This is a genomic window from Lysinibacillus sp. FJAT-14745 (genome assembly GCF_001275675.1).
In the GTDB taxonomy this organism is placed as follows: Bacteria; Bacillota; Bacilli; order Bacillales_A; family Planococcaceae; genus Lysinibacillus.
Map to the genome: position 1 here is coordinate 61,737 of NZ_LITM01000002.1, position 23,975 is coordinate 85,711.

26 protein-coding genes, 3 pseudogenes and 1 riboswitch are annotated in these 23,975 nt (G+C 37.3%); all 29 genes and pseudogenes read right to left on the reverse strand.

Annotated elements, in window-relative coordinates:
• Positions 1–164: 164 nt before the first annotated feature.
• The 29 genes and pseudogenes from AMS59_RS01755 to AMS59_RS01900 all read right to left on the reverse strand — a co-directional run bounded on the left by AMS59_RS01755 (position 165) and on the right by AMS59_RS01900 (position 23,793).
• A complete protein-coding gene (locus AMS59_RS01755) occupies positions 165–587 on the reverse strand; it encodes a DUF1801 domain-containing protein (protein WP_053482053.1) in 423 nt (140 codons plus the stop codon).
• 126 nt (positions 588–713) lie between these two features.
• Positions 714–1,226, reverse strand: a pseudogene (locus AMS59_RS23990) (ATP-binding cassette domain-containing protein); the annotation flags it as partial.
• An 86-nt stretch (positions 1,227–1,312) separates the two neighbouring features.
• The gene (locus AMS59_RS01765) at positions 1,313–2,353 is read right to left on the reverse strand and encodes a ribonucleotide-diphosphate reductase subunit beta (protein WP_053482055.1); all 1,041 of its coding nucleotides are present in this window, start codon (positions 2,351–2,353) and stop codon (positions 1,313–1,315) included.
• Positions 2,354–2,366: 13 nt separating this feature from the next.
• Positions 2,367–3,278 (reverse strand): annotated as a pseudogene (locus AMS59_RS01770) (ribonucleoside-diphosphate reductase subunit alpha); the annotation flags it as partial.
• A gap of 341 nt (positions 3,279–3,619) precedes the next feature.
• Positions 3,620–4,921: pseudogene (locus AMS59_RS01775) on the reverse strand (ribonucleotide reductase N-terminal alpha domain-containing protein); the annotation flags it as partial.
• A gap of 162 nt (positions 4,922–5,083) precedes the next feature.
• Positions 5,084–5,270: riboswitch (cobalamin riboswitch) on the reverse strand.
• 110 nt (positions 5,271–5,380) lie between these two features.
• Positions 5,381–6,064 carry a hypothetical protein gene (locus tag AMS59_RS01780; protein WP_234007657.1) on the reverse strand — a complete coding sequence of 228 codons (684 nt, stop codon included), beginning with the start codon at positions 6,062–6,064 and terminating at the stop codon, positions 5,381–5,383.
• Complete coding sequence (locus AMS59_RS01785; protein WP_053482056.1) at positions 6,061–6,558, reverse strand: ECF transporter S component; 498 nt, start codon at positions 6,556–6,558, stop codon at positions 6,061–6,063. The genes AMS59_RS01780 and AMS59_RS01785 overlap by 4 nt, the downstream gene beginning before the upstream one ends.
• Positions 6,559–6,936: 378 nt before the next feature.
• Positions 6,937–7,329 carry a bifunctional adenosylcobinamide kinase/adenosylcobinamide-phosphate guanylyltransferase gene (locus tag AMS59_RS01795; RefSeq protein WP_053482058.1) on the reverse strand — a complete coding sequence of 131 codons (393 nt, stop codon included), beginning with the start codon at positions 7,327–7,329 and terminating at the stop codon, positions 6,937–6,939.
• On the reverse strand, positions 7,278–7,877 hold the full coding sequence (locus tag AMS59_RS01800) for a histidine phosphatase family protein (RefSeq protein WP_053482059.1): 600 nt from the start codon (positions 7,875–7,877) through the stop codon (positions 7,278–7,280). Before AMS59_RS01800 ends, AMS59_RS01795 begins: the two co-directional genes overlap by 52 nt.
• Entirely contained in the window at positions 7,850–8,626 is a 777-nt protein-coding gene (gene cobS / locus AMS59_RS01805) for an adenosylcobinamide-GDP ribazoletransferase (RefSeq protein WP_053482060.1), read from the reverse strand. Before cobS ends, AMS59_RS01800 begins: the two co-directional genes overlap by 28 nt.
• A gap of 39 nt (positions 8,627–8,665) precedes the next feature.
• Positions 8,666–9,241, reverse strand: a complete 576-nt coding sequence (locus AMS59_RS01810) for a bifunctional adenosylcobinamide kinase/adenosylcobinamide-phosphate guanylyltransferase (RefSeq protein ID WP_053482061.1) — start codon at positions 9,239–9,241, stop codon at positions 8,666–8,668.
• A gap of 12 nt (positions 9,242–9,253) precedes the next feature.
• Positions 9,254–9,859, reverse strand: a complete 606-nt coding sequence (locus tag AMS59_RS01815; protein WP_053482062.1) for a histidine phosphatase family protein — start codon at positions 9,857–9,859, stop codon at positions 9,254–9,256.
• 132 nt (positions 9,860–9,991) lie between these two features.
• The gene (locus tag AMS59_RS01820; RefSeq protein ID WP_082337348.1) at positions 9,992–11,203 is read right to left on the reverse strand and encodes a histidinol-phosphate transaminase; all 1,212 of its coding nucleotides are present in this window, start codon (positions 11,201–11,203) and stop codon (positions 9,992–9,994) included.
• Positions 11,190–12,146 (reverse strand): adenosylcobinamide-phosphate synthase CbiB, encoded by a 957-nt coding sequence (gene cbiB / locus AMS59_RS01825; RefSeq protein WP_053482063.1) that lies wholly within the window; start codon positions 12,144–12,146, stop codon positions 11,190–11,192. The genes AMS59_RS01820 and cbiB overlap by 14 nt, the downstream gene beginning before the upstream one ends.
• Positions 12,143–12,826, reverse strand: coding sequence for an adenosylcobinamide amidohydrolase (locus tag AMS59_RS01830; protein ID WP_053482064.1), 684 nt, complete (start codon positions 12,824–12,826; stop codon positions 12,143–12,145). Before AMS59_RS01830 ends, cbiB begins: the two co-directional genes overlap by 4 nt.
• Positions 12,827–13,040: 214 nt before the next feature.
• Positions 13,041–13,223, reverse strand: coding sequence for a hypothetical protein (locus AMS59_RS01835; RefSeq protein ID WP_053482065.1), 183 nt, complete (start codon positions 13,221–13,223; stop codon positions 13,041–13,043).
• A 238-nt stretch (positions 13,224–13,461) separates the two neighbouring features.
• A complete protein-coding gene (locus tag AMS59_RS01840; protein ID WP_053482757.1) occupies positions 13,462–14,820 on the reverse strand; it encodes an aspartate kinase in 1,359 nt (452 codons plus the stop codon).
• A 606-nt stretch (positions 14,821–15,426) separates the two neighbouring features.
• Positions 15,427–16,134 (reverse strand): SMI1/KNR4 family protein, encoded by a 708-nt coding sequence (locus AMS59_RS01845; protein ID WP_053482066.1) that lies wholly within the window; start codon positions 16,132–16,134, stop codon positions 15,427–15,429.
• 71 nt (positions 16,135–16,205) lie between these two features.
• Positions 16,206–16,709, reverse strand: a complete 504-nt coding sequence (locus tag AMS59_RS01850; protein ID WP_053482067.1) for a DUF6630 family protein — start codon at positions 16,707–16,709, stop codon at positions 16,206–16,208.
• A 51-nt stretch (positions 16,710–16,760) separates the two neighbouring features.
• A complete protein-coding gene (locus AMS59_RS01855; RefSeq protein WP_053482068.1) occupies positions 16,761–17,615 on the reverse strand; it encodes a hypothetical protein in 855 nt (284 codons plus the stop codon).
• Positions 17,616–17,819: 204 nt separating this feature from the next.
• Complete coding sequence (locus AMS59_RS01860; RefSeq protein ID WP_053482069.1) at positions 17,820–18,404, reverse strand: SMI1/KNR4 family protein; 585 nt, start codon at positions 18,402–18,404, stop codon at positions 17,820–17,822.
• 106 nt (positions 18,405–18,510) lie between these two features.
• Positions 18,511–19,014 carry an SMI1/KNR4 family protein gene (locus tag AMS59_RS01865; RefSeq protein WP_053482070.1) on the reverse strand — a complete coding sequence of 168 codons (504 nt, stop codon included), beginning with the start codon at positions 19,012–19,014 and terminating at the stop codon, positions 18,511–18,513.
• 295 nt (positions 19,015–19,309) lie between these two features.
• Entirely contained in the window at positions 19,310–19,984 is a 675-nt protein-coding gene (locus AMS59_RS01870) for a hypothetical protein (protein ID WP_053482071.1), read from the reverse strand.
• A 653-nt stretch (positions 19,985–20,637) separates the two neighbouring features.
• A complete protein-coding gene (locus AMS59_RS01875; protein ID WP_053482072.1) occupies positions 20,638–21,039 on the reverse strand; it encodes an immunity 22 family protein in 402 nt (133 codons plus the stop codon).
• Positions 21,040–21,205: 166 nt separating this feature from the next.
• Positions 21,206–21,541, reverse strand: a complete 336-nt coding sequence (locus AMS59_RS01880; RefSeq protein WP_199777651.1) for a hypothetical protein — start codon at positions 21,539–21,541, stop codon at positions 21,206–21,208.
• 114 nt (positions 21,542–21,655) lie between these two features.
• Entirely contained in the window at positions 21,656–22,216 is a 561-nt protein-coding gene (locus tag AMS59_RS01885; protein WP_053482073.1) for a DUF4303 domain-containing protein, read from the reverse strand.
• 95 nt (positions 22,217–22,311) lie between these two features.
• Positions 22,312–22,527, reverse strand: a complete 216-nt coding sequence (locus AMS59_RS01890; RefSeq protein ID WP_053482074.1) for a bacteriocin immunity protein — start codon at positions 22,525–22,527, stop codon at positions 22,312–22,314.
• A gap of 88 nt (positions 22,528–22,615) precedes the next feature.
• On the reverse strand, positions 22,616–23,089 hold the full coding sequence (locus tag AMS59_RS01895; RefSeq protein WP_053482075.1) for an SMI1/KNR4 family protein: 474 nt from the start codon (positions 23,087–23,089) through the stop codon (positions 22,616–22,618).
• Positions 23,090–23,208: 119 nt separating this feature from the next.
• Entirely contained in the window at positions 23,209–23,793 is a 585-nt protein-coding gene (locus AMS59_RS01900) for a DUF4303 domain-containing protein (protein ID WP_053482076.1), read from the reverse strand.
• Positions 23,794–23,975 lie beyond the last annotated feature (182 nt).

The window sequence follows — 23,975 nt, forward strand, 5'->3', positions numbered from 1 at the left end:
AGAATCCTATTGAAATTGTAAAGAACCAAACAAGCTCAATGATTAAACCGATTTATATTGGTGCGAAGTTTGAGTTACTTATTTCCATAACTTTTGGTCATGACTAATAAAAAAGCTGTCTAAAAGTGGTTTTACTCCACTTAGACAGCCCTTGATCTAGAAAGTTATTGATCGGGATAGGTCTCTTGTAAAAAAGATACCGATCGTTGGATGAGCGACTTTAATATCTCCACATCAATATCCGCTAGTTTATTGATATAAACACAAGCTTTTCCTGTTGTATGTTTACCAAAAGCTTTTAATAAATTGTCTCGCTCGCTGTCACCTGGGGCAAAATATAAACTCGTTTTAGCTTTTCGAGGAGAGAATCCAACTAAAGGTGCATCGCCTTCATGCCCAGATTTATATTTGTAATGATATTTGCCAAACCCTATAATACTTGGCCCCCACATTTTTGCTTCAAACCCTGTTACTTCAGCAAAAATATCCAATAGTCGGTAAGCATCTTCACGCTTTTTAGGATGATCCACGTTTTCAATAAATTCAATGACACTCTCGTCAGTTTCTTTTGTTTTCAATTCGTACATTTTTATACCTCCCTTTCTAAAGTTGAATTTTGATGCATCATAACATTTCCAAATGCCTTCCACAATAGCTAAAAACAAAAGCTGCCTATAAAGTTTTTACATACTTAAAAGACAGCCTTCTATATGTTATTCCACTTGCTCAAGCAATAGTTTTTGCTGGAGCTTACTATAAATGCCTTGTTTCTGCATAAGCTGCTGGTGATTGCCCTGCTCCACAATTTCACCTTGTTGAATAACAAGGATTTGGTCGGCATTTTCGATTGTTTTTAAGCGGTGTGCAATGACGAAGCTTGTGCGCCCCTGCAATAAATGCTGGAGACCTTTTTGAATATCAACCTCTATTTGCGTATCCACACTGGATGTAGCCTCATCCAAAATTAAAATATCCGAATTTTCTAAAATTTCCCGGGCAATAGCTAATAATTGCCGTTGACCTTGACTTAAGTTTGCCCCACCTGCCTGTACAGGTGTATCATACCGTGCTGGTAAATATTTAATAAAGTTATGGGCATTCGCGATTTTCGCCGCTTCTTCTCCCTCTTCATCCGTTGCATCAAGTTTACCGAAACGAATATTTTCACGAATCGTTCCGAAAAATAATTACGTATCCTGCAATACAACACCTCCTCTTTGGTGGATTCTATGCACTACATCCAGTTCTTTCTTTTACCTGAGTACAAAAAATACACCTCAATGTTCTTTCAAACATTGAGGTGTATTTAGCATTACAAATCATCAAAACCGTTATCTTCTACATTAACCTTTACATATTGGCGAGATCGTTGCTCGAAGAAATCTGTTTTTCCTAAATCAACATCCTCATAAGCTTTAACCCATTTCAATGGATTTTTGCGATAGCCTTCAAATGGACGCTCTACGCCAAGCTGATTACAGCGTACGTTCGCATAGAAATGTACATAATCATGCACATCTTCCACATCAAGGCCAGCAACTTTATCGCCAATTACTTCATTGGCCCAATCGATTTCTAGCTGAACGGCTTCACGGAAGATTTCTTGTACACGAGCTGCTCGTTCTGGTGTATCGTATTCAGGATATTCCTCTAATAGCTCCTGATAAATTTTCACAAATAAATCCACATGAATCTGTTCATCGCGATTAATATAATTAATCATCGTTGACGAGGCCACCATTTTTTGATTGCGTGCTAAATGATAGAAGAATGCGAAGCCAGAATAGAAGAATAAACCTTCTAAAATCACATCATAAACAATCGCTTCAAGCATATTTTCAACAGTTGGTTCCTCAGAAAATGCTTGGTAGCCTTTAATAACGAAGTCATTACGTCGCTCTAGCACTGGCTCTGTACGCCAAAAGTCAAACGTACGATCTTGCTCATCTTTGTTGACAATACTTGATAGCACATAAGAATAAGAGTGATTATGGATCACCTCTTGTTGCGCTAAAATAATCATTAATGCATTTAAGCTTGAATCTGTTAAATAATCCGCTACTTTCCCCGCAAAATCAGTTTGTACACTGTCTAATAGCGCTAGTAAGCCAATGATTTTTAAAAAGGATTCTTGTTCATCTGCTGATAACTGTGGAAACTGCTTGACATCATTGCTCATATTAATTTCAAACGGTGTCCAGAAGTTACCTAGCATTTTTTTATACTTAGGATAAGCCCAGCTAAAACGCACATCATCCCAGTTTAAAATGTTAGAAGAGCGCCCGTTGACAATTCCTGTTGAACGGTTTGGCGCTTCCTTATCCATAATTTGTCGTTTTGTAATAGTTGTCATTGTTAACTTCCTCCTAGCTTGCGCAAGACTCACATTCTAGCAATTCTACAGAAGTTGAGCGCACATAATAAGTCGTTTTCACACCGCTCGCCCAAGCATTCATATGCAATGCTAGTAAATCTTTCGCCTTAATCGTATTTTGAACATATAAATTAAGTGAAATGCCTTGGTCGATATGACGTGCTCGTGCAGCATTTTGCTTGATTGTCCAATTTTGATCGATGAAATAAGCAGATTTATAATACCAAGTCGTTACAGGTGATAAATCTGGTACTGTTACTGGAATTTTGTAATCCTTCTTCTCCTCTGAATAACTCTTTTGGAAGATCGGATCAATCGTAGCCGTACTACCCGCTAAAATAGATGTTGATGAGTTCGGTGCAACCGCCATAACATAACCGTTACGCATACCCTTTTCAGCAACCGCAGCACGTAACGCGTTCCATTTTTGACTGTCGTAGCCACGTTTGTCAAAATATGCACCAGTATGCCAATCTGAGCCTTCAAATAATGGGTAGGCTCCTTTTTCACTTGCCAATTCGTTAGAAGCGCGAATCGTTAAATACGCAATTTCCTCATAGAGCTTGTCCGCAAATTCTACAGCTTCCTCAGACTCCCATTGAATTTCTTTCAACGCTAATAGGTGGTGCCAGCCAAATGTTCCAAGCCCAATACCACGGTAGCGTAAGTTCGTACGCTCTGCTTGTTTTACTGGAATAGTATTTAGAGCAATAACGTTATCTAACATACGTACTTGAACTGGGATCAATCGTTCTAAGACACCAGCCGGTACAGCTCTGCCTAAATTAATCGATGATAAGTTGCATACAACGAAATCTCCAGGCTTGCGACGTGTTACGATAACGTCATCTTCAAGGGTAATTGATTCGAATTCAGTTGCTGACATATTTTGGAATATCTCTGTCCTTTTTCTTCAACTAGGTTCGCTAAACCTAATCCGTTCTCTTATGAACTGCTGTATATCACTATACAGAGGAGACTATATCATCATCCTCAGCTCTACCTGTAGGATGCTCCGCTTTTCCCTTTATGAATTATCCCATTTTATAGGGCCTCGCTTGAGGGGTACTCTACTCGCTTCTTCACTCATGTTTTTCAATGAGCTATGCTTTCGATAGTCGTTAGGCTTTTACTTTTGATTAATAAATTAAATCAAAAGATTTAGCACGGTAGGTTATCACATTGTGACTTTCCCCGTTTAACGGAGTTTTCGACAACCATTTCTGATTGAAGGTGCTACTATTAACACAAATTACTTGAGTAAATCATCCCTTCATGCTTATTCGGATTCATGCGATTGACTTCATCTCGATAGAACATAAACGGTACGCCTGTTTCTAGCTGTGAGCGCATAATACGCTTCATAATATCAATGGCTGGTACGACTTCTCGACTTAATAATGGATTCGCGATACATTCCGCATATTTTACTCGGAAAGAGCCGTCACCCTTTTTCTCATCGTAGTAATCCTCTAATGAGTAGCCCATGATTTCTCGCACTTCGTGTGGGTCAAATAAATGCCACTCCCCACGTGCCTCAACAGTTTCCATAAATATATCCGGTAAGCACAGCCCGGTGAAAATATCATGGGCACGCAGGCGCTCATCCCCATTGTTTAAGCGTAAATCTAAAAACGTAAAGACGTCTTTATGCCAAACATCTAGATAGACAGCAATAGCTCCTTGTCGTTGCCCAAGCTGATCGACTGAAACTGCCGTATTATTAAGCTGTTTAATCCATGGTAAAACGCCACTTGATGCACCTTTAAAGCCTTTAATAGATGAACCTCGGCTACGAATTTTACCCATATAAACACCAATACCACCGCCGTACTTCGATAATGTTGCGACATCTGTATTCGTATCATAAATACTTTGTAAACTATCATCTACTGTATCGATAAAGCAACTAGATAGCTGTCCATGTGTTTTACCAGCATTCGATAATGTCGGTGTTGCCACAGTCATATATAAATTACTCATTGCCCAATAAGATTCACGTACTTTTTCTAAACGATTTTCTGTTTCATCCTGCATAAGGGTCATCGCAATGACCATCCATCGTTCCTGCGGTAGCTCCACTGGTGTTTTCGTGTAATCACGGACTACATAGCGGTCCATTAATGTTTTTATACCAATATACGTAAACAACTCATCTCGACTTGATTCTAAAAAAGAAGCGAGTTCCTGAAGCTCCTGCTCACTATACTTTGTTGTTAAACTTTCATGATACAAACCAACTTCTGTATAGTGTGCTAATTGTTCTGGGAAAACTTTATAAACATCCTTCACTGAAACTCCACGGCGCATCGCAAATTGATCATATAGTTTTTCTAAATAAATTTGAGCTGCGACAAATGTCCAGTATGGCTCCTCCTCATCAATTAAGCTAAGCGTTTGTAAAATCATCGCATCCGCCCATGCTTCAAATGTCGCATTGTCGTTTTTTCGTAGCCATCGATCCGATAATCTTACAAAACTTTCGAGTTCATCCTCCGTATAACTTTTCTTGAGCTTAGCAATTTGCTGTTCGATTTGAATTGTCATGTATACATTCTCTCCCTTTCTTTCGCCAGCAACACAAAAAGCGATCACGCAACATCTGTCGGTTACGTGATCGCAGTAAAATCGGAAATGGAAATGAAGGACATGCACACAAAGAAGTGAACAAATCTCTCGCCTCCACTTCTCAATCCCCGAAGAATGTGTCGCTGTCTTGAACAAATTGGCAGGTCTCCTGGCTCATGCTTCCTCCAAATGATGGCCTTCCCATTTTTAACAGTGGCCTCTGCATCATTTGTCAGCACTTACAGTTGCGGGGACAGCTTCGGCTTAAGATGCTCTTTTTCCGAATTCCCTTTTAAACCATATTGGTACCGCTCGTCCAAAATACTATATATTGTGTTTTAACTCCTAAACAAATCTAACATATTGTGTTTATTGTTGCAATAGGCGTTTTGCCCCTTGAATTTTTTTAAGTGCTACTTTTTCTCGAAGCAAGCCCTATTACAATGCAATTTTACGTAGTTTTTCAAAATTTCTAGGAAAAATATTTTGGACCAGTTGCTCTTTTTCTGGATATATACCAAGTAAAATGACTGCACACGGGCCAGCAGTTTTCTCAACATCTAACGAACTTATGACCTGTTGATGGCCAAAAAGACGGGTAAATTCTGCTTGCAAACCTTTTGATCCAACTGGCCAAACTTGCTGCACGATTTCCTCTTTCCATGCATGAAAAATAGGCTGTAGCTGTGCGACATCCTCAGGCTGGGCAAGGACTTCATTGCCTACAAGCGGTAGTCCATAGGTGTACCAAATCAGCTGTTCATGCTTATATGGTGTACGTTTCTGCTGCTCACCAAGCATCGTTATAGACAAAGCTGATTGTAAAGTCGGCATATTGGACTCTGTGCTACCGTCTATTTGCGGACAACTAAGACCCACCTCATCAAAAACCTGCTGAATGCCTGCAATATAACGAGACCATGCAGCATCCCCTGAAAAATTAGCGAGTAAAATATGCCTTGGTAAAGCATTTGCAGCAAGTTGCTCTAAAAAAGTAACACGTGCCGTTAAGTATGCCGTTAGTTTGTCTGGAGCAGACACAACATCTTGTGGTTTTTCACCAATTGCTGCGGCATTATCTGTCGTAGCAATCAGCTCCCCTACTTTTATTGCATTTCTCAATGTAATCGCCCTGCCTTACGCACAAATACTTTAGATAAAATTGGCATTGCAACTGCAACGATGATTAAATTAATCAGTGTTGCTAATGGAAGAATAGTAAGAGATGTCCAATAAAATGCTGGACTAATGATAAAGTAAAACGGCAATGGTGCCACAACGCCATTTAAAATAAGTGCCACAGGCCATTTCCAGAAATGCATTCCTTTGTTATGCATAATCCCGAAGATCCATACAACGATAAACATTTCTACTGCGATAATAATGTGGAGTGGTCCAAATGGGAAACCAGAAGTTAAGGCCGTAATAAAATGCCCAATTGCCCCTGCAACCCCTGCCAATACTGGCGATAAAAATACAACGCTCAAAAATGCTGGAGCAGAGTCCAGCGCAGCAGTTGTAATAAATGGTGTTGGTATTTTAATAACTGCACCTACTGCACAAATTGCCGCAACCATCGCAGTGAGCGTCAACTTCATCAATCTTTGTCGATCCATTCCATTTCCTCTTTTCTTTAATATTTGGCTATTCATTATAACGTGTGGTTGATTTCCGTTCCGGCTGGGTGCTTTCCTGGGGGCGTCCGATGAGCCGCTTGGGCCAACACGATGTTGGTCACGAAGGCGTTATCACAGGATGTGATGCACTTAGCCTTCGTTCCCCTACTGCTCGCTCCAGGGTCTCGGGCCAACACGATGTTGGTCACGAAGGCGTTATCACAGGACGTGATGGTTTTAGCCTTCGTTCCTCTATCGCTGATCCCCAAGGAGTCACCCAGCCTCCACTCCAATCAACTAATATACATAGCGTAGGTTTTAACAATCATCAACCCAAACATTTTTAATGAAAAGCCTTCTAAATTTTTCAAATCCATATTATTTAATTTGTTCCCCGATACCGTACCAAATGCGGACGACTTGTTCGGCTTCAGCAAATAATGCCTGGTACAAACGCCCACAAGTATCACGCAATAATCGTGCCTGTTTTTCCATCGGCACAACTCCACGTCCCATATCGGTCACTATTATATAGACGGCACAATTTTCTTCAAGCGTCTTTAGTCTTGTCAAAATAGTTTTGACAAGGGGTTCATCATCCTCAAGATCTTGTGTCACGAGCCACTTCTCTATGTTTTTTATAACTAGTACATCACAGGCTGGGCTGCCATCAGGTAGATTGCCATCAACTAGCTCAACTTTTTGACCTGCAAGCAATTTCATGACGTAGTCGGTTTTTCCACTATAGGCGCCTCCGATAAAGACATGCATCGCGCTCCCTCCTCCCAAGCCTTTCTTGTAAACGTTAAAGAAAACATTTTATCATGCGGTGATTGATACGACCAAAAAGATTGCTCAGTCGGTGCAAAGGCAACGAGAAGTGCTCGAATCACCCCACCATGGACTACGAGATGATAAACATCTTCACCTTTTGGTAACGAAGTAAACCCTTCAATGACACGCTCACAAAAAGCAGCAAAGCCTTCCCCTTTTGGAGGCGGAGACTGTACGGGATCATCTAGCCATGCACAATAACGATTATCCGTTTTTAAATCCTCATATGTTCGCCCTTCAAATTCCCCGAAGTTCGACTCTCGAAATCTCCTATCAGACACGTATGTTGCATTCGGAAAATAATGGGTAGCTGTCTCCCTACAGCGCAGCAAATCACTACCATACACCTTCGTGACATCTTGATCTACAATAGCCAACAAAGATGCATCAGCTAATGAAGAATCTGTCCAGCCGATATAACGCTTCTCCAAATTTTCCTTTGTTGGTGCATGTCTCATTAAGTGCACAATAACAACGTCACCCATAGTACAACCTCCATTCCTTCAATTGATGCACCGAGTAAATCCCCAGAAACGCCACCAAAGTTGCGCACTGTAAATTGACGAAAGACTAAAAAAGCAATTGCTAATACAGCCATCAACACGAATGGAACAATGGAGAATCCTATGACAAACAACAAACTGCTATACGCCACAACTAATGTGATAAGCATAAAGCACATAAGTATGCCCGGCTTAATATGTGTTTTAAAAAAGTAGGCAAGCCCTTTTTCTTTTGAGCACTTGAGCGACATAAAATAAAAGCTCATGCCCACTCGTGTTAATAACGGAATAAACACAAGCATCCACAACGCTAACTTATGCTGTACGAATAGCTCATGCAGTATGACAAATTTACCAAGCACTAAAAATAGCACAGAAAGCACACCAAATGCACCAACACGTGGATCATCTAAAATTTCAAGCCGCTTCTCACGGTCCCGATATGAAAAATAAGCATCCCCCATATCAATAAAACCATCTAAATGTAAACCACCCGTAAATAAAGCAAATAATCCGATAATCACAAAGGAAAGCAAAACCTCACTGCTCGCCGTCCATTCTGTTAAACTATAGATCACCCCTGCCACTGCGGTGCCCATGAGAGCCCCTATCCATGGCAAAAAGGCAAACATCCCTGTTATAGTTGCCTTCGTTAAAGGAATTTCTTTATGTACCGGCAAAACTGTAAAAAATTGAAACGCAAGTTGTATGCTATGCCAGAAATTTTTCATCGTCTTGCCACCTTCTTTTTATTTTCAAAGCGTCATTCATTATTTCCATTTCTTTACGACACCATAATTTATTTCATACGCCTCATTCGCTATAGCAACGAACCATTGATGTAATTTCCCAAGCGTATGTCGGTATAATTCTACTTCCTCGTTAGTATATGGAGGCTCATCGAATAATTCGTTTGAGACGATAAAAAACGTCACCCTTTTCTCAAGTAACGTCCCTACCGCCTTTTTTAAACTTTCAAGCTTCTGCTCTAAACAGCCGGATTGTTCCACACAGGGTGTTCCCGTGTCAAAACCCTCGTAAAAAGCATTCGTCAGCCATGTTGTAACACAATCCCATAACACGACATCTCCATCGTTCAGTTTACGCAATGTATCGGCGATGTCGTAAGGTTCTTCTATCGTCAGCCATTCAATATTTTGTGCACGTCTGTCTGCCTGATGACGCTCTATTCGCTTCTCCATCTCGTGGTCTAACGCTATTCCAGAAGCAATATAAATAAGTCGTTGTGCTTGGTTAAACTCTGTTTGATAGTGAGTAACAGCCGCTTTTTCAGCAAAGTGGGATTTACCACTGCGTACTCCCCCTGTAATGAAAATCAGTGGCAATGGTTACGCCTCCTATTGTAAATGTTGAATGTTCCCGATATCTTTCACGAGCCATCGTTGCTCGACTTTCTCAATAAGCGTGACACTTGTACCATTAATAAATGGCGCTGCCCACAGCTGATCGATGTTTCGCCCTAAAATGGCATTAATGATGCATTTAATCGTTACAGCATGAGACACAATTAAAACATTGTTCTCGGGATATTTTTCTGCAATTTTCTTTAACGTAAACATTGCTCGTTCTGTTACCGTACCAAAGCTTTCCGTATGGGTTGCGACGAATTGTCCAGGATAATCGGTATATAATTCATAATCAGGATGCGTAGTCACAATGTCCCCAACTGTTTTCCCTTGCCAATCTCCTAAAAAAATCTCCCTTAAATTATCCTCATAATAGATTGGAAGCTGGCGATCACCTAGAAGAATATGCAGCGTTTCCTTAGCACGGCCACTTGAACTGCTATATGCCGCTGTAAAAGAGAAATTTTTCAAATGATCTCGCAGTTTTTCTGCATGTAAAATACCATTCTCGGACAACGGTGAATCTAACCATCCCTGTAGCCGCTGCTCTTTATTCCACATCGTTTCGCCATGTCTTACTAAATAAAAAGTTGTCACCTTTCTCACCCCTAATTTGCAATCAATTATGCCCCGGCATAATTGCGTCCGGAATCGGCTTTGTGCTTGCACAAAGCACTCCTTTCCGATTCCGTGACATCCGCCGGAGGCTTTGGGCCAACACGATGTTGGTCACTCAGGCGTTTTCACAGGATGTGAAGGTTTTAGCCTGAGTTCCTCTTTTTCAGCGGATGATTGGACACCCGCTGAAAGGAGACTTAAAACCGCATTCATTTCCCCACCTATAGAGGTGGGAGACTTCTGCTGAAAGAAGTTAAACCATGCCTGCAAACAATTCTTTAAATATGTCATGGCTGCAATATCTTTAATGCCAATACGGAACCATTCACCATTTAAGCCCATAAAGTTTTTTGTATGGCGCAGCACGACTCCCCTTGATAAACAATATGTAAAAAATGTATCTGCTTGCTGATTTTTCGGTAATGCAAAACATACATAATTCGTTACACTATTCGTCACCTGACAACCATGTTCTTGTAAATAGTTCTGTAGTGATTCCCGTTGATTATTAGCATAGGCAATGGCCTGCTCACAATATACACGTTCATCTAAACAGCCTGTACCGATAACGAGGGCAAAGGCATTCAAGTTCCAATGCGGTAGGATATTCTTTAGCTCAGTAACAACTACCGGACTTGCTACTAAATAGCCAAGGCGTAATCCTGGGATCGCATACATTTTTGTCATCGAACGAACGACGATCAAATGTGGGTTTTCTATCACATGCTGGATCAATGAATAAGCTTCATCTACCCAGTCAATAAATGCCTCATCGATGACAAGCTCACAATTGACCTTTGCACCGTGAGAGATTAATTCGAGAAGCTCCTCTTGCTTTGGAAGCGCCCCAGTCGGATTGTTCGGTGTACAAATATATAAAGCATCTGCGTGCACCATTTCACCCTTCAGATGCTCCAACGGCAATGTGTAGTGAACAATATCCTCTACAATAACGGGCACAATTTCAGCGCCCGCTGCCGTTAATGTTCGTTCATATTCTGAAAAAGTTGGATGTACGATAATAACCCGCTTATTGGCGTAGCGTCTAACTAGAACACTAAAAAGCTCGGATGCACCGTTACCTAGTAAAACAGAATCTTTCTGAACATCATGAAAAGCTGCCACCTTTGATAAAAACGGCTCACCGTCCGGATCTGGGTAACGTTGAATAAGCGGATAAAATGTCCGCCAACGCGCCTCAACGAATGCAGGTGGCCCTGCCGAATTCACATTTTCGCTAAAATCATACACCTCTTCGGGCATATTAAGTCCTAGCTGATGATAAACAGTTTGCGGATTTGCTCCATGATTAGGTAATTGCAAAAATTAACACCTCCATTGTTAACATAACAAGCGTAAAGAGCAAGGTCGCAATGCGCATATGAATCACAGACGTTGCAATATGCTCTTTCGTTAATGGAACTAATTTCTCGCCCATTATTGCTCGATGAGATACGACACCTTTATATGTATTTTTTCCACCAAGCTGTACCCCTAATTGAACAGCTGTTGCTGCTTCTAAATAACCACTATTAGGACTTGGATGCTTTTTCGCATCTTGTGCCCAACGTTTTAAGCGCTTACCAAGAGATACATTCGTTTCATTTTTCGTACCTAGCACCATCAATAGACCCGTTAATCGACTCGGTATAAAATTCAGTACATCGTCTAGCTTAGCAGCAAACATACCAAAATCTTTATATTTTTCGTTTTTATAGCCAATCATAGAGTCTAACGTATTGACGGCCTTATAGCCCCATAACCCGATTGCACCAAATAAAAAGGCGTAAAATAATGGAGCAGTTACACCGTCACTCGTATTTTCTGAGACCGTCTCAACAACACCACGAACAATCTCATCCTCGTCAAGTTTCTCCGTATCACGGCCGACAATCCAAGAAAGTTTCACACGAGCTTCAGCAAAATCACCTTTGACAAGCGGTTCATAGACAGCCATCGCTGCTTCCTTCAAGCTACGTTGTGCTAGTCCAATCCCAATTAATAAGCCCTCAACCAGTATGCCAAATAGTGGGCTAACTTGATAGCTTAGTAGCATAATGGCTGTCACAACAAACATTGTTGTTCCTACTACAGCGAGTGCCATCACCATGCCACGGAATTTTCTCATTCTTCCTTTATTCCATAATTCTGTTTGAGATTGAATGAGCTTCCCAATCCAGCGTACTGGATGAGGCATTTTAGGAGGATCACCCACGATTAAATCAAAAACAAGCCCAATGATACAGGCAATCACCAGTGCCATCATAAAGGATTCTCCTCTTTATCTTTTTTATATTTTTGAATGGCTTCACGCATCGTTTCATAAACACCATGGCCAATGACTTTTCCTAGCATCGTAATCGGTCCAGCATATTGATGGTAGTCGCCTTCCTCTGTTGAAGCAATTAACAAACTATCCGTTGAGGTACCTGTAGCTTGTGTACCCGTTGTTGGATCTGTTATATCCTCATCAATAAGTGCTTTGACCTTAGCCTCCGTAGTAGAAATCATTGCCTGAAATAAAGCTTCATCCGACAATCTCCCATTTATTAGTACCCACGTATTAATTGTCCCAGCATGATACTGCTCCTGACGATGAAAGGCACGCGTAATATCGACGGCATTGCCAAGACCAGCCGTAATCATTATGACAAGATGAATTCCTTCATATGTAAACTCACGAATTGTTGCATATCGGGCATAGACGGCTGTCATCATCGCAACTGTATTGTCAATCGGAAAGCCCTCAGACTGTAAAAATCGTTGTAATTCTACCTGTGGTTTTCGTTCATCATACGTATAGGGCACTGAACGATTCATCAAATGTGTATAAAAGCCAAAGCCCGGATTATGTACTGCTGAGGATACGACCTTCATTGGCGAATCTGTTTGAATGGCAACATAATGGTCGGAAATATGAATATCTTCCTTACGTAGTACTGGCATTATCTCGCCTCCTATTCAATGGATAACAAAAATAAAAAAACAAATTCTTACAAAGAAGAATTTGTGCTGTTCATTCTTAAATTAATGATCTATCCCAAATTTGAACCTTTGAATTTTGTACAGCATGACAACTTCATAATACTCAAATTATTTATTTTTTTGAAATTGTATCACAAATTCGTGTTTTATCACAATTCAATTTTGAGATAATCCATTATTGCTTTTGTTTTAAGGTTTTAAAACGAATAATGGATCCCGCGATGATAAACACCCAGCCAATACCGATATAAACAATTTTCATCGTTTTTGTCGAGGACGGTAAAATATCCATGATCGTTAAACAAACAAATAATATACCAATCATTGATAGAAACATGCCAATCGATAATTTTTTCAAAAGAAAGACCTCCAATCTATATACGTCCTCGATTTTACCGTATTCCCGTCAAAAAGAAAACACTAATCCAGTTCAAGGATTAGCGTCGTAAACGGGCAGTCATTTATCTGTACAGAAAGCTAAGCGTCAGGTACCAAGACTTCTACCCAAACATTTAGCGAAAGCAAAGAAATTAGGTAGGACATTAACTGCCCGTTCAGTGGGGATGAAGAATCCCCACCGATTAAGCTTTATTCCCTTACACTCTCACATGCGCAAAAAATTCCTCATAAAGTGCTTGTAAAATTTGATTTTCAAATTCTTGTAGCACACCGAATACTAGACTAACTTCAGATGAACCTTGATTAATCATCTCTATATTTGCACCTGTTTTTGAAATCGCAGTTGCAGCACGTGCCGCTAGACCTGTGTTATTACGCATGCCTTCGCCTACAATAACAATCATAGAAAAGCCATGACGCATTTGCACATCATCCGCATTTAACTCATTTTTCACACGAGAAAGAATTCGTTCTTCATTTTCTAGTGTTATTTGATTTGAACGCATTATGACTGAAATATCGTCTAAACCAGACGGTGTGTGTTCATATGAAATATTTTCATCTTCTAAAATTTGTAGAAGCTTACGGCCAAAGCCTACTTCACGATTCATCAAATATTTAGACACATATAAAGTTGAAAAGCCACTGTCTGCCGAGATACCAGTAACTGGACGTCCTGTCACAGAGCGTCTTGGTACGATACGAGTACCTGGGGCTGATGGATTATTTGTATTTTTTATGTTAACGGGCACCCCAATCTTGTAAACAGGCATTAACGCTTCATCATGGAAAACAGAAAAACCTGCATAGGATAATTCGCGCATTTCGCGATACGTAATTTCTTTAATTTCCACTGGATCATTCACAACTTTCGGATTCGCAGAAAACACACAATCCACATCCGTAAAGTTTTCATAAAGCTCTGCTTCTACAGCTGCTGCTAAAATAGAGCCTGTAATATCAGAGCCACCACGGTCAAATGTACGCAGTATGCCCGCTTTAGTGTAACCGAAGAAACCCGGAAATACAATAATTTCCTTGGTACATTTTAGGTGAGCTAAATTTGCATAAGCCTCTGGTAAAGCATACGTGCGTTCAGGTAAATCATTGACGACCAAACCATCTTTTGGACTTACGTAGCGCGCTGGCATACCTATTGAATTAAAATAAGTAGCGATTAGCTTCGCGTTATTGTCTTCCCCTGCCGCTTTAATACTATCGATAAATAATTCCTCATTCGATTTATCACCTTGTACACGTTCACGTAAATCTTCAGCAATCACGTCACAAATTGTATGATCTAACGCCAAACCATCCGCAATCGCCTTAAAGCGATGCACAACGATTTGCAATTCTCCTTCAATATCTTCATTTTTTAATGCTGCCATTGCTAAATTAATTAATAAATCAGTTACCTTTATATCGTCACCAGAACGCTTCCCTGGTGCAGAAACGGCTACGATTTTACGTGCCGGATTAGATTTTACAATGTTTGCTACTTTTTGAATTTGTTCTGCGCTTGCTACAGATGTTCCACCAAATTTACATACGATCATAACCATCAAATCCTAACTTTTTAAATTGAATGTATTCCTCCAAAAAACAATTGAATGTACACAGTGTACAAATTATCGTTCCCTACGTCAATACAATTTAAAAAATTCACGCAATTAATCGATAGAAAATGGACAATTTTCACACTGTTTGATTTATTATACGGATTTCGTATGAAATAGTTAAGGTTTTTGCAAAATTTTTTCGTAAATTCTCTATATTCGTACAAATATTCGTCTGAACTAGCTGAAATTATCTAATTTACAGAATTTTTAATGGTATATCTGACATGACAAGACAAACCATGTCTTTACGAATTTACATATGGATATCAAGATGAGCAATTTTCGATTGTATAAAGGTGTATCACTTCAACAGCAAGATATTGATTTTTATTACAACAACTACGGATCGTACCTCTTCGGACATGACTATCCGAATCTGATTAGCCAATATAGGCTTCATGCACTGTCTCTCTGTGTGTCGTAATAAAACCAAGTGACGAAATGTACCTCAATCAAGAACACTTTTGTACATACTTATTTTTAGCATTTGTAACAAAGTATTTTGCAGAAAACTTGATTGAATTGTAGTGACTTTCTTCTATATTAATTGAAGAAAACGCTTTCTCCATTATGATATGCTGAAAAAGTTGTGATGTTTGTGCTATTTACGAATGATGTCAAGCTATTCTTTTTTGGATTTTTCATCTGTTTTACGCGTGTATTGCTCTGATTTGCGTAGGTTTGTGCTTTTATTTCGTGGAGGGCTGTATTCGTAGGAGGGGGCCTGAGCAGTTCTTTGGGATCAAAGTGTAAATGACAAAAAGTAAAATAAATAAAAAGGCGAATACTTCCACTTAACACATCATAGAGAAATCCAGTCATAGAGCCTTTATATTCAAAGTAATCACCTGATCCATCATCTATCAAAATAGCCCAATCGCCTTGATTAGTATCCACAATCCAATTTAATGTATCTCCATTTTCAGTTCGACCCCAAGTCAGCATTCCTCCATTTGTCGGGTATACATCATATGGAAAGTCCTCAGGATAACTCACTTTTAAAGTTAGATATGCATCTTTATTCAATTTTTGTTGAATAAAAAGATTCATATTTTCATTTTCTGTAAAAGGAGAGTAAATCATTATAAAGTTACCAATTGTACCTGAACCGTATAAAGTGATAAACTCTTTATAGTCAGAGGGCAATACTATGCCTAATTTATTTTCTACTTCGCTCCATTTCGGAGAGTCATCTAAAGAAATTGCAAAATTGGGTGGTGAAAGAATGGATTTTAATTTCTTAAAAGACATTGTTGCCTCCAAATATTTTCTTTTTACATTCGACTATGTGCTGACTTCTAACGAGAATGAGGATAGCTACTTCAGAAAGAATCTTGAATGCTATATCCCGCTTCTTGTGCCATCTTCTTAATATCATCAATGTCAGATGATGGAACAGTGATTAGAACGTAACTGTCACTATCAATATCCAAATATGCCAACGATATTCCCACTTCCTTTAATTTTCCGGAAATTTCATTTAAACATTGGGACGTTGGTAGCTCATCAAATTCTTCATCTTCAAAATCTCCCCAACTTATGTACGCCATTTTTTTCCTATCTAGCAATTCATCAACAACATCACAAATGTATAACCCTGATTCTTTCCAATCGAGTTCAAATGCCAAATCATGATCAAGAAGTGCATCAACCAAAGAGATCCATGCCAATTGATCAATCGGGCTATCTATTCCTCTTTCATCCAGTCGTTCTTTGAATTTCTCGAAATAGGATTCTGGTTTTTCTATAGCTAATGAAACCTCTGAAAAAACATGTTCCTCCACATCACATGAAAGCTTTTGCACAAGTAACATCAATGCATTCATACACTCTCTCCCTTTCCAATTAACAGTTAAAAGTACCTCATATTCTTTCCTTTAACGTATAATGCGTTGCGAATCCGGTACTTTTTCATTTTGAATTACGAATTGCAATATTTCATCCTCATCAAGTTTATACCCAGGTTTTTCCTTTGGAATTTCAGCCAGAGGTGTTTGGAGCAACGGATGCTCTATATTTGGTGTGGCTAGTCCCTCTTTTTCTCTTATAAACTGAATACAATAATAATCATAAGGAATACAGTCAAACGATAAAATTTCAAATGATTTATGTGGCGTGTCACTTAAACTATAAATGTGAAAATCGCATAGCTCATAAAGATGCGCTTCAAAATCATTTGTATCGTTCCAACTGCGCATTAATTTTTGGTAGACATGATCTTCTGGTAAAATAGTAAACAATTCAGGCATTTCCCCAGTTTTCCAATAATGATATAGGCATATCATAAAAACATGATGAGTCTTTTTCTCAGAATAAAAATCTCTATCTTTCGTGAACATATTCGTTGCATATTTGTATGTTAGCTCTGCTATATCTTCATAACCCCACAATAAAGAAAGCCCGATAAGTCCCCCAATTTGCCTGTCCGATACACTTCCTCTACTTGGATTACTTTTGATCATTTGATTCAACCAAAAAAGTTGCTGCTCTAATAAAATCCATGCTGATGCTTCTCCATTTAGTATTCTATTTTTTGCATTCATTTCAAGGTGAACACCTATTAATATTTTTAAACGATCAGCTAAACGATTTCGTTCGTTTTTTTCAATTAAGTCTTTCATTTCATGCATTCGATTATCTAGTATTTCTTTTACTTCCTCATCTGATATCACTCTTTTTTTATACTCTTTCATCGCTCGATCAAAATACTTCCAATATTTATTAGAATGCATTCTTCCACCCCTTTTCGATTACTAAACTTACAATTGCTTCTCCCAATGCAGATTCTCTTCAATCATGATTGTTGATAAAATAGAACTGTCATTAGAGTAAATCTATCTATTGTTAAAACTCTCCAAGTTAGCTAATTTGATGTCGTAGCCTTTTTAAAGTCCTTTTTACGCCTCTTACTAAGTCATCATTGTTGTTATTTGTACTCAAAGCTTTAAATACCGGAAATCAAAATCAATATCTTCGCCATCCAACAAAAATTCTTTATACTCAATTTCTTCCTTCGAACTATCAAAAATAACTTCTTCGTACAATTTTTGGATTTCAACTATCTCATTTAATAAATAGTCATTAAAATCTTTATATACTTTAGCCCTTTTAATGGGATCATGAGAAAACAAATATACCTCTCCAGTGTCCCTTTTAAAGCAAATAGGATCATTGCTAGGACTTTCAGAAAAAACAATATATTTATCTGTTTCTTCCTGTTGAAAGTGTAATGATACAAATTCCCAAACAGAATTTGTCAATACTTCCCACTCATCAATATTCTTAAGGTTGTACATAAAATCAGAACTTTCAATACCACCAAAATTTAAGAAATACTCTTTCGTTTGCGAGGGAATTATCCAATCTAGATATTGCTCTGTCTTTTGAAAAATTTCTTCACCTTTTAATGAAATCACTTCTACATCATGTTCCTCAAGAAAGGATGTCAGGTTTTCAATCCAATTGGCTTCCCCTATTTTTCTAATTGGTACTATCGGGTCTCTATTTATTAATTCCGACATGATGTGCCTCCCCATTCGTTTTGTCCGTTTCAGATGTAAATATGAAGGCTATACACGAGATAAAATGGTCCGATTTTAACATAAACACTTGGTATTAATGAATATTTCATCTGCCATCATAAGCATCCCCATATGACTTGAAATTTTCAGCCAACCAAAACCAATTTTCGCCTTTACTAGTGTATAAATGCTCTAACAGTTCCGTAAAGCTTTTAGCAATAATCTGACTATCTCCTGGTGTTGCATGCGTTTCCAAGAAACTATCATAGCAATAACCAAAATAAGACTTGCTCATATCAATACTTATGTATTGGTTGATTTGTTCAGATGCAGCAATAAGATACCATTCATTACTAATATCCCCTTCGAGTTCCTCCCAAATAACATCATCCTCTGGGTAAAGCCTTTTACTAGTTGGAATAAACTCATTAGAAGAAACTATTTTTATGCCATAAGGCTTATCTACAAACATCTGTAAGGAGTCATAATTGCTAAAAAAATAATGCAAATCTTTTGGAAGAGCTAATTCGCTCCTGAATTCTGTAATCCTTTTGACAAGTCTGCAATTACGATCCTGTTCTATTTTTTTAATGACCTCTATTATCTTCATACTTGCTCCTTTAATTTTAGATTTGCTTATTAAACTTTTCTCGTGCTTGCTTAGCTATTATTTTATCCCAATACACCCTACTTTTCCAAATGTTACCTCAATCACTTTTAGATTCATCTTATCAATTCCTGAAAAGATTAAACGGCCTGAGCCCTTTAGAAATCAAGACTCAAGCCGCTGTATTTTTATTATTTCCAATAACTATTTGACAAGTCATGTTTCATTAAGCCCTATTGTTTAGTATGATAGGTGCTATTTAAAATAGGCTTAGTCCACATTATCCGTTTCTAATATACTACTTGGTTTTAGATTTTTTAATCTTCCACATTAACTCTTCGACATTCATTTGATTTAGTTTCAATTGTTTTGAGTATATAAATATATCTTCATTAACATACTCAAATCGAAATGTCCAAGTTGGTATAATATTTTTACTTTTATGATAGAAACCATTTCTAATAATTGTATCAATTGTCGCATTGCTATTATATGAATACTCATCCACCAAAAATGTTTCTTCGTTTAAATCCTCGTCTCCGTCCAAGTCAATGTCTTTTAAATAAAATATTACTTTTTCTATCACAGCCTCTTTAAGAACTACACAATATACTTGTTCTAAAACTATTTCATCATTATCGTTATAAAGAAACCTTAGATACAGTTTCATTCCATCTTCTTTTATTACAAAAACACTGCCCCATCCCTTGTTTTCATTATCATAAGAATAGTATAGTTCACCATCTTTTAACTTATTTACTATAAAACCTTCTTTAGATTTGGGCTTAGTTTTGTAGATTTTGGGCTCTTTTAATTGACTTAGTGCATATTGATGTGGAAAAAATTCCAAATACGAATCACTCCAAATAACCGTATCATTTTCTACTTCTTTTACTCGGAAAAGCATTTCTTCGTATGAGTCGTAATATTTTTCAAAAATTTCAAGCAGTAAATCGTAGTCTTTTTCTATCATCTTATACATTCCCCTAATTTTTTGTCGTTTTTTCCTCTAGACCGTGATGCTGATACGTTTTCCAGAACTAATATAAAAATTATGTAATGAACGTGTTTATACGTCTTTTCTCTTGGACCCGAGCAGTTTTTCGGCTAACCCGATCACTTTTCTCTTGGACCCGAACAGTTCTGGGGTGACGGTTAAAATCAAAATTTCTAGTGCCTCAAAAAAGTAAAGTAAATAAATCAGCACTAATCAGTCTGTATGGATATCGTCTTAGCATATCTCTTTAGAAAGCGGGCTGTTAAGTTCATTAATGATTTTTGTCCAGACCAGTGTTGAACATACTAGTTAAAAAATATAGATGACCAATTTTCTTTCAAAGAGTTGCCACTTAATTTAAAGTTCTTTTCGAAGAACTCCCCCCCTCATTAAAAATATGGTAATTAAAGTCCAAATAATCATTTTACCTTATAAATTTCCCTACCGTATCTCCTATTCAAAAGCGGATTATTTCTGATAGAATCTAATTCACCATGCTCCTTATATTCTTCCATTCATATTAACAAAATAATATTTTTTATGAAAATAATTCCATCACAAGCACAAGAAAAGAGCAGAAAAACCACCTATTACAAAGGGTTCTACTACTCTTTTGATCAGCTACTGCACTAAAAGTCGGTATCAAATAAACCGATATAATGCAGACCGTTATAAAGCTTATTCACATTCTTAATTTCAATTTCAGAGTCGAAATAATAAAACATTATGTTTACTTTGTCTAATCCTTTTTGAATACAGATGTTTCTTATTTCAACCATTGTCCCATCCTCTACGGATAGTTCTTCAATAAATTCATCCACGTCTGTTAATTTATTTTGCCAGTAGACACCAAACCAATCCTCGTCATACACTTTTTCATTAATATCCTTACAAAATTCACAAATCCTATAATTTGGATCATCAATATCCATGTCTGGATCACTATAATCGATTTTGAAATACTCATTAAAGGTATCGTTATCTACGTTACTAATTCCTATCCAAACATGAACCTTACTCATTATTTCCATTATTATTTACACCCCACATAAAGCCTGAGACAATTATCTATGAATATAACTAATTGCTTTCTAGATTGTCCTGAAAGACCTTTTAAATCAGTTGAATGTGATTCACAACGCACATTCCTTTTTATTCCAACAAAATCTAAAAGAGTTATTTTATCCTTGCTCCTACTTAAAAAACTAAAAACGCATCGTTTTCAAAATAATAAATGAACGCTTGGAATAACTGATCTATTGTAGGATATTCTAATTGATTATTTAGATTGTCAATTACATCCTCAATACTTGCTCCATCCAATGTTTCTATCCAACCATTGTTTTTCACTTGTTCCGGTAAAAAGTCATCTGAATCAGGTGGAAAATCAAAGCTATCTAGCGAAAATATCCCCTTTGTATGTAAATTCCATTCCTTCGAATTTGGAGGAAGATAAAACCAAGTCTCTGGATTTTTCTCTGGATGTGATAACACATCACTAATACTGATTAAATTCATTTTTTCTTCAGTCATAATTTCACACCCTCTTCTAAGTTCGAAGATCTATTTTTCAAATAACACTTGAATCACTAAAAAGCCAGCACAATACTATGCAGAAAATGCTTTACATGTAAATCCTAAGTAAAGCTATAGTATATTATCAAATCTTTTTAAGAATTCATTGTAGACTTTTTCTGAATTTAACGACCTAGCTGAATAATTCTCAACTTCTTCAGTTCTTTCATCATCAGACATCGAAATGAAGACCGTAATATCATCTTTATTTTGACAAAAAACTTTTTCGTTATGAAGATTATCAAGCACTGAAATCATAGTTGTATGAAGCTTCTCTTCAAATCCATCAAAGATTTCTTCTTCTATGTCGTCTCTTTTCTCTGATAAATAGCTTGCAACGGACATACTGGCATCTGATTGAAAATGACTATTACCATATCCCCAATCGGAAGGATCCCATTTTAGTTCATCGTATGCGCTCTCCCAACCCTTCTCAATATATTCTTGATCTCTTTTCTCAATATATTCATAAGTGTTAGCTACAAAAAATGTGGTTCTCGCCTCACTATCTGTTACAAAACAAACTGCATAGATTCTTTCATCCCCGATAAAATGCAACATTTCTTTGAAATCATTTTTAATGGCATTAACCATCTTCTTTTCTAGTTCTTTAAAGAAAGCATTCAGTTTCATAACCTCCTAATATTTACTAAATACAATGATAGAATGTTCCACGTCCATTAATCAAACCATTTGCGAATCTATTTTGTAGTACTTCACCAACCCTATTATAGTTGAATAGGTTTATAACTCAGAGCTTTATCAACTACTTCCTCCGGGGGTAAATTATCGTAAAAAATGTAATTAGCAGCTTCTGGATCAATTACGTTATCAAGAAACTCTTCTAATAACCGATCATTCTCCTCTTCCGTCTTACCTTCAGCCTTCATTATCCTAGTAACTAGCAATATAAGCTCGTCTCTATTTAATTTTCTCTTAGACATTTTCTCCTCCATAGCTGCTCCCATTTTTAAGCTGTAGTAGTAATACTTAATTACTAAAAACTCGAGTATGCATTGTTTCATTTAGTTATTAATATCCGAATTCAAATGAATCGTCTTCTACTTCGTCATCCATGCATTCTTCGAGATTATTGATAAATTCCATAAAACTATTTGCTAAAAACTTAATACATCCGTCTGTTACTTCTCCTAGATCTAAATAAATTAGAACCACTTGTTTTGAATCAAGGTCTATACAAAAGATATTCCCGCCCGCGTCATTTGCAAATGGTAGATACTTTTGAGGAATAATATTTCGGTTTTTGAAATCTAAATATCCTTCTTCCAATGTGTACCCGATATTGTTACGATATTTCATTGGAAGGAAAACATGTACCCGAGTTTCCAAACCTGATTGTTCTTCAAAAAAGCAAGGGTCTTTAGGTAAACCACCATTATATTGAAGGTAATGATCCTTCAATTCTTGAGGTAGTTGAAAACTTAATAACATTTCAACTTCTTCGATATCTTCTCGTGTTAGCTGAAATGAGCACTTATAAAACATTTATTCAACCTCCATGTAATATTTGTTTGTAATAACCAAAAAATAAAACGAACTCTACTACCATTCATTGTCCCAAGTATTTAACATCCTTTTTATTTTTCACACTTATTGATTTAATTTTATCGTTGACTGAATTTATTATAAACTTCTTCTGAATTTAGAATTTTGGCAGAGACATTTTCTATTTCTTCTGTTCGTTCATCATCGGAAATTGAAATAAATATCGTAATTGTATTAACACTAAAAACTCCTTTTGTTATCAATGTTTGTAATGTAGATGTTAAACATTCAAAAAATAATCTTTGAAACAAGGCTAGTTCCTGTGAATCTATTGTAGTACCCTTTTCAAATAATTTAGGTACGATTAAAGCAATTTCACTATGTATTAAATCATTATTAGAATATCCCCATTCAGCTGGTATCCACTTTGTGTTGTAGGTGATATTATCCAACTCATCGATCTTCCCAGGAAAATATTCTGCGAATTGAGCAAGCAATTCGTTATCTTGCATGTCCTTCTCATCATTTTTTTTCTCTAAAAATTCGTTTGTATTCACCGCCAAGAAAAGACTAACTGTATCACTATCTGTTACTAAACTTACTGCATATATTTTTTCCTTACCGATCATTTTTTTTATGTTAGTAAAATCTAATTCTATAGCTTTGACTAGTCTTTCACTTAGATTAATAAAAAAATCTTTCATTCTTTGTCTCCCTCCCTAATAACCTAGTAAGATATCTAAATGAAATGTTTATTTGATATAGACATATTTCAGAGCCAACTCTCTATTCTAAAATAATGGTTTCTAGCAGGTGTGTTGATTAACCATTTTTATACATCCAAAGAGGCTGATTTCCGCTACGGGCTACTCGCTTTGTTGCTGAC

Coding starts and splice junctions, on each gene's coding strand:
- AMS59_RS01875 (WP_053482072.1), bottom strand. CDS start 21,039: ATGGAAATAATGAGTAAGGTTCATGTTTGGATAGGAATTAGTAACGTA.
- AMS59_RS01900 (WP_053482076.1), bottom strand. CDS start 23,793: ATGAAAGATTTTTTTATTAATCTAAGTGAAAGACTAGTCAAAGCTATA.
- AMS59_RS01830 (WP_053482064.1), bottom strand. CDS start 12,826: ATGCCAGTACTACGTAAGGAAGATATTCATATTTCCGACCATTATGTT.
- AMS59_RS01890 (WP_053482074.1), bottom strand. CDS start 22,527: ATGTCTAAGAGAAAATTAAATAGAGACGAGCTTATATTGCTAGTTACT.
- AMS59_RS01755 (WP_053482053.1), bottom strand. CDS start 587: ATGTACGAATTGAAAACAAAAGAAACTGACGAGAGTGTCATTGAATTT.
- AMS59_RS01800 (WP_053482059.1), bottom strand. CDS start 7,877: ATGGGTGACGTTGTTATTGTGCACTTAATGAGACATGCACCAACAAAG.
- AMS59_RS01850 (WP_053482067.1), bottom strand. CDS start 16,709: ATGAATGCATTGATGTTACTTGTGCAAAAGCTTTCATGTGATGTGGAG.
- AMS59_RS01785 (WP_053482056.1), bottom strand. CDS start 6,558: ATGGATCGACAAAGATTGATGAAGTTGACGCTCACTGCGATGGTTGCG.
- AMS59_RS01870 (WP_053482071.1), bottom strand. CDS start 19,984: ATGATAGAAAAAGACTACGATTTACTGCTTGAAATTTTTGAAAAATAT.
- AMS59_RS01840 (WP_053482757.1), bottom strand. CDS start 14,820: ATGATCGTATGTAAATTTGGTGGAACATCTGTAGCAAGCGCAGAACAA.
- AMS59_RS01865 (WP_053482070.1), bottom strand. CDS start 19,014: ATGAAGATAATAGAGGTCATTAAAAAAATAGAACAGGATCGTAATTGC.
- cbiB (WP_053482063.1), bottom strand. CDS start 12,146: ATGATGGCACTGGTGATTGCCTGTATCATTGGGCTTGTTTTTGATTTA.
- AMS59_RS01880 (WP_199777651.1), bottom strand. CDS start 21,541: ATGACTGAAGAAAAAATGAATTTAATCAGTATTAGTGATGTGTTATCA.
- AMS59_RS01845 (WP_053482066.1), bottom strand. CDS start 16,134: ATGTCTTTTAAGAAATTAAAATCCATTCTTTCACCACCCAATTTTGCA.
- AMS59_RS01795 (WP_053482058.1), bottom strand. CDS start 7,329: ATGCATGTCTTTATCGGAGGCGCCTATAGTGGAAAAACCGACTACGTC.
- cobS (WP_053482060.1), bottom strand. CDS start 8,626: ATGAAAAATTTCTGGCATAGCATACAACTTGCGTTTCAATTTTTTACA.
- AMS59_RS01765 (WP_053482055.1), bottom strand. CDS start 2,353: ATGACAACTATTACAAAACGACAAATTATGGATAAGGAAGCGCCAAAC.
- AMS59_RS01885 (WP_053482073.1), bottom strand. CDS start 22,216: ATGAAACTGAATGCTTTCTTTAAAGAACTAGAAAAGAAGATGGTTAAT.
- AMS59_RS01855 (WP_053482068.1), bottom strand. CDS start 17,615: ATGCATTCTAATAAATATTGGAAGTATTTTGATCGAGCGATGAAAGAG.
- AMS59_RS01895 (WP_053482075.1), bottom strand. CDS start 23,089: ATGTTTTATAAGTGCTCATTTCAGCTAACACGAGAAGATATCGAAGAA.
- AMS59_RS01860 (WP_053482069.1), bottom strand. CDS start 18,404: ATGTCGGAATTAATAAATAGAGACCCGATAGTACCAATTAGAAAAATA.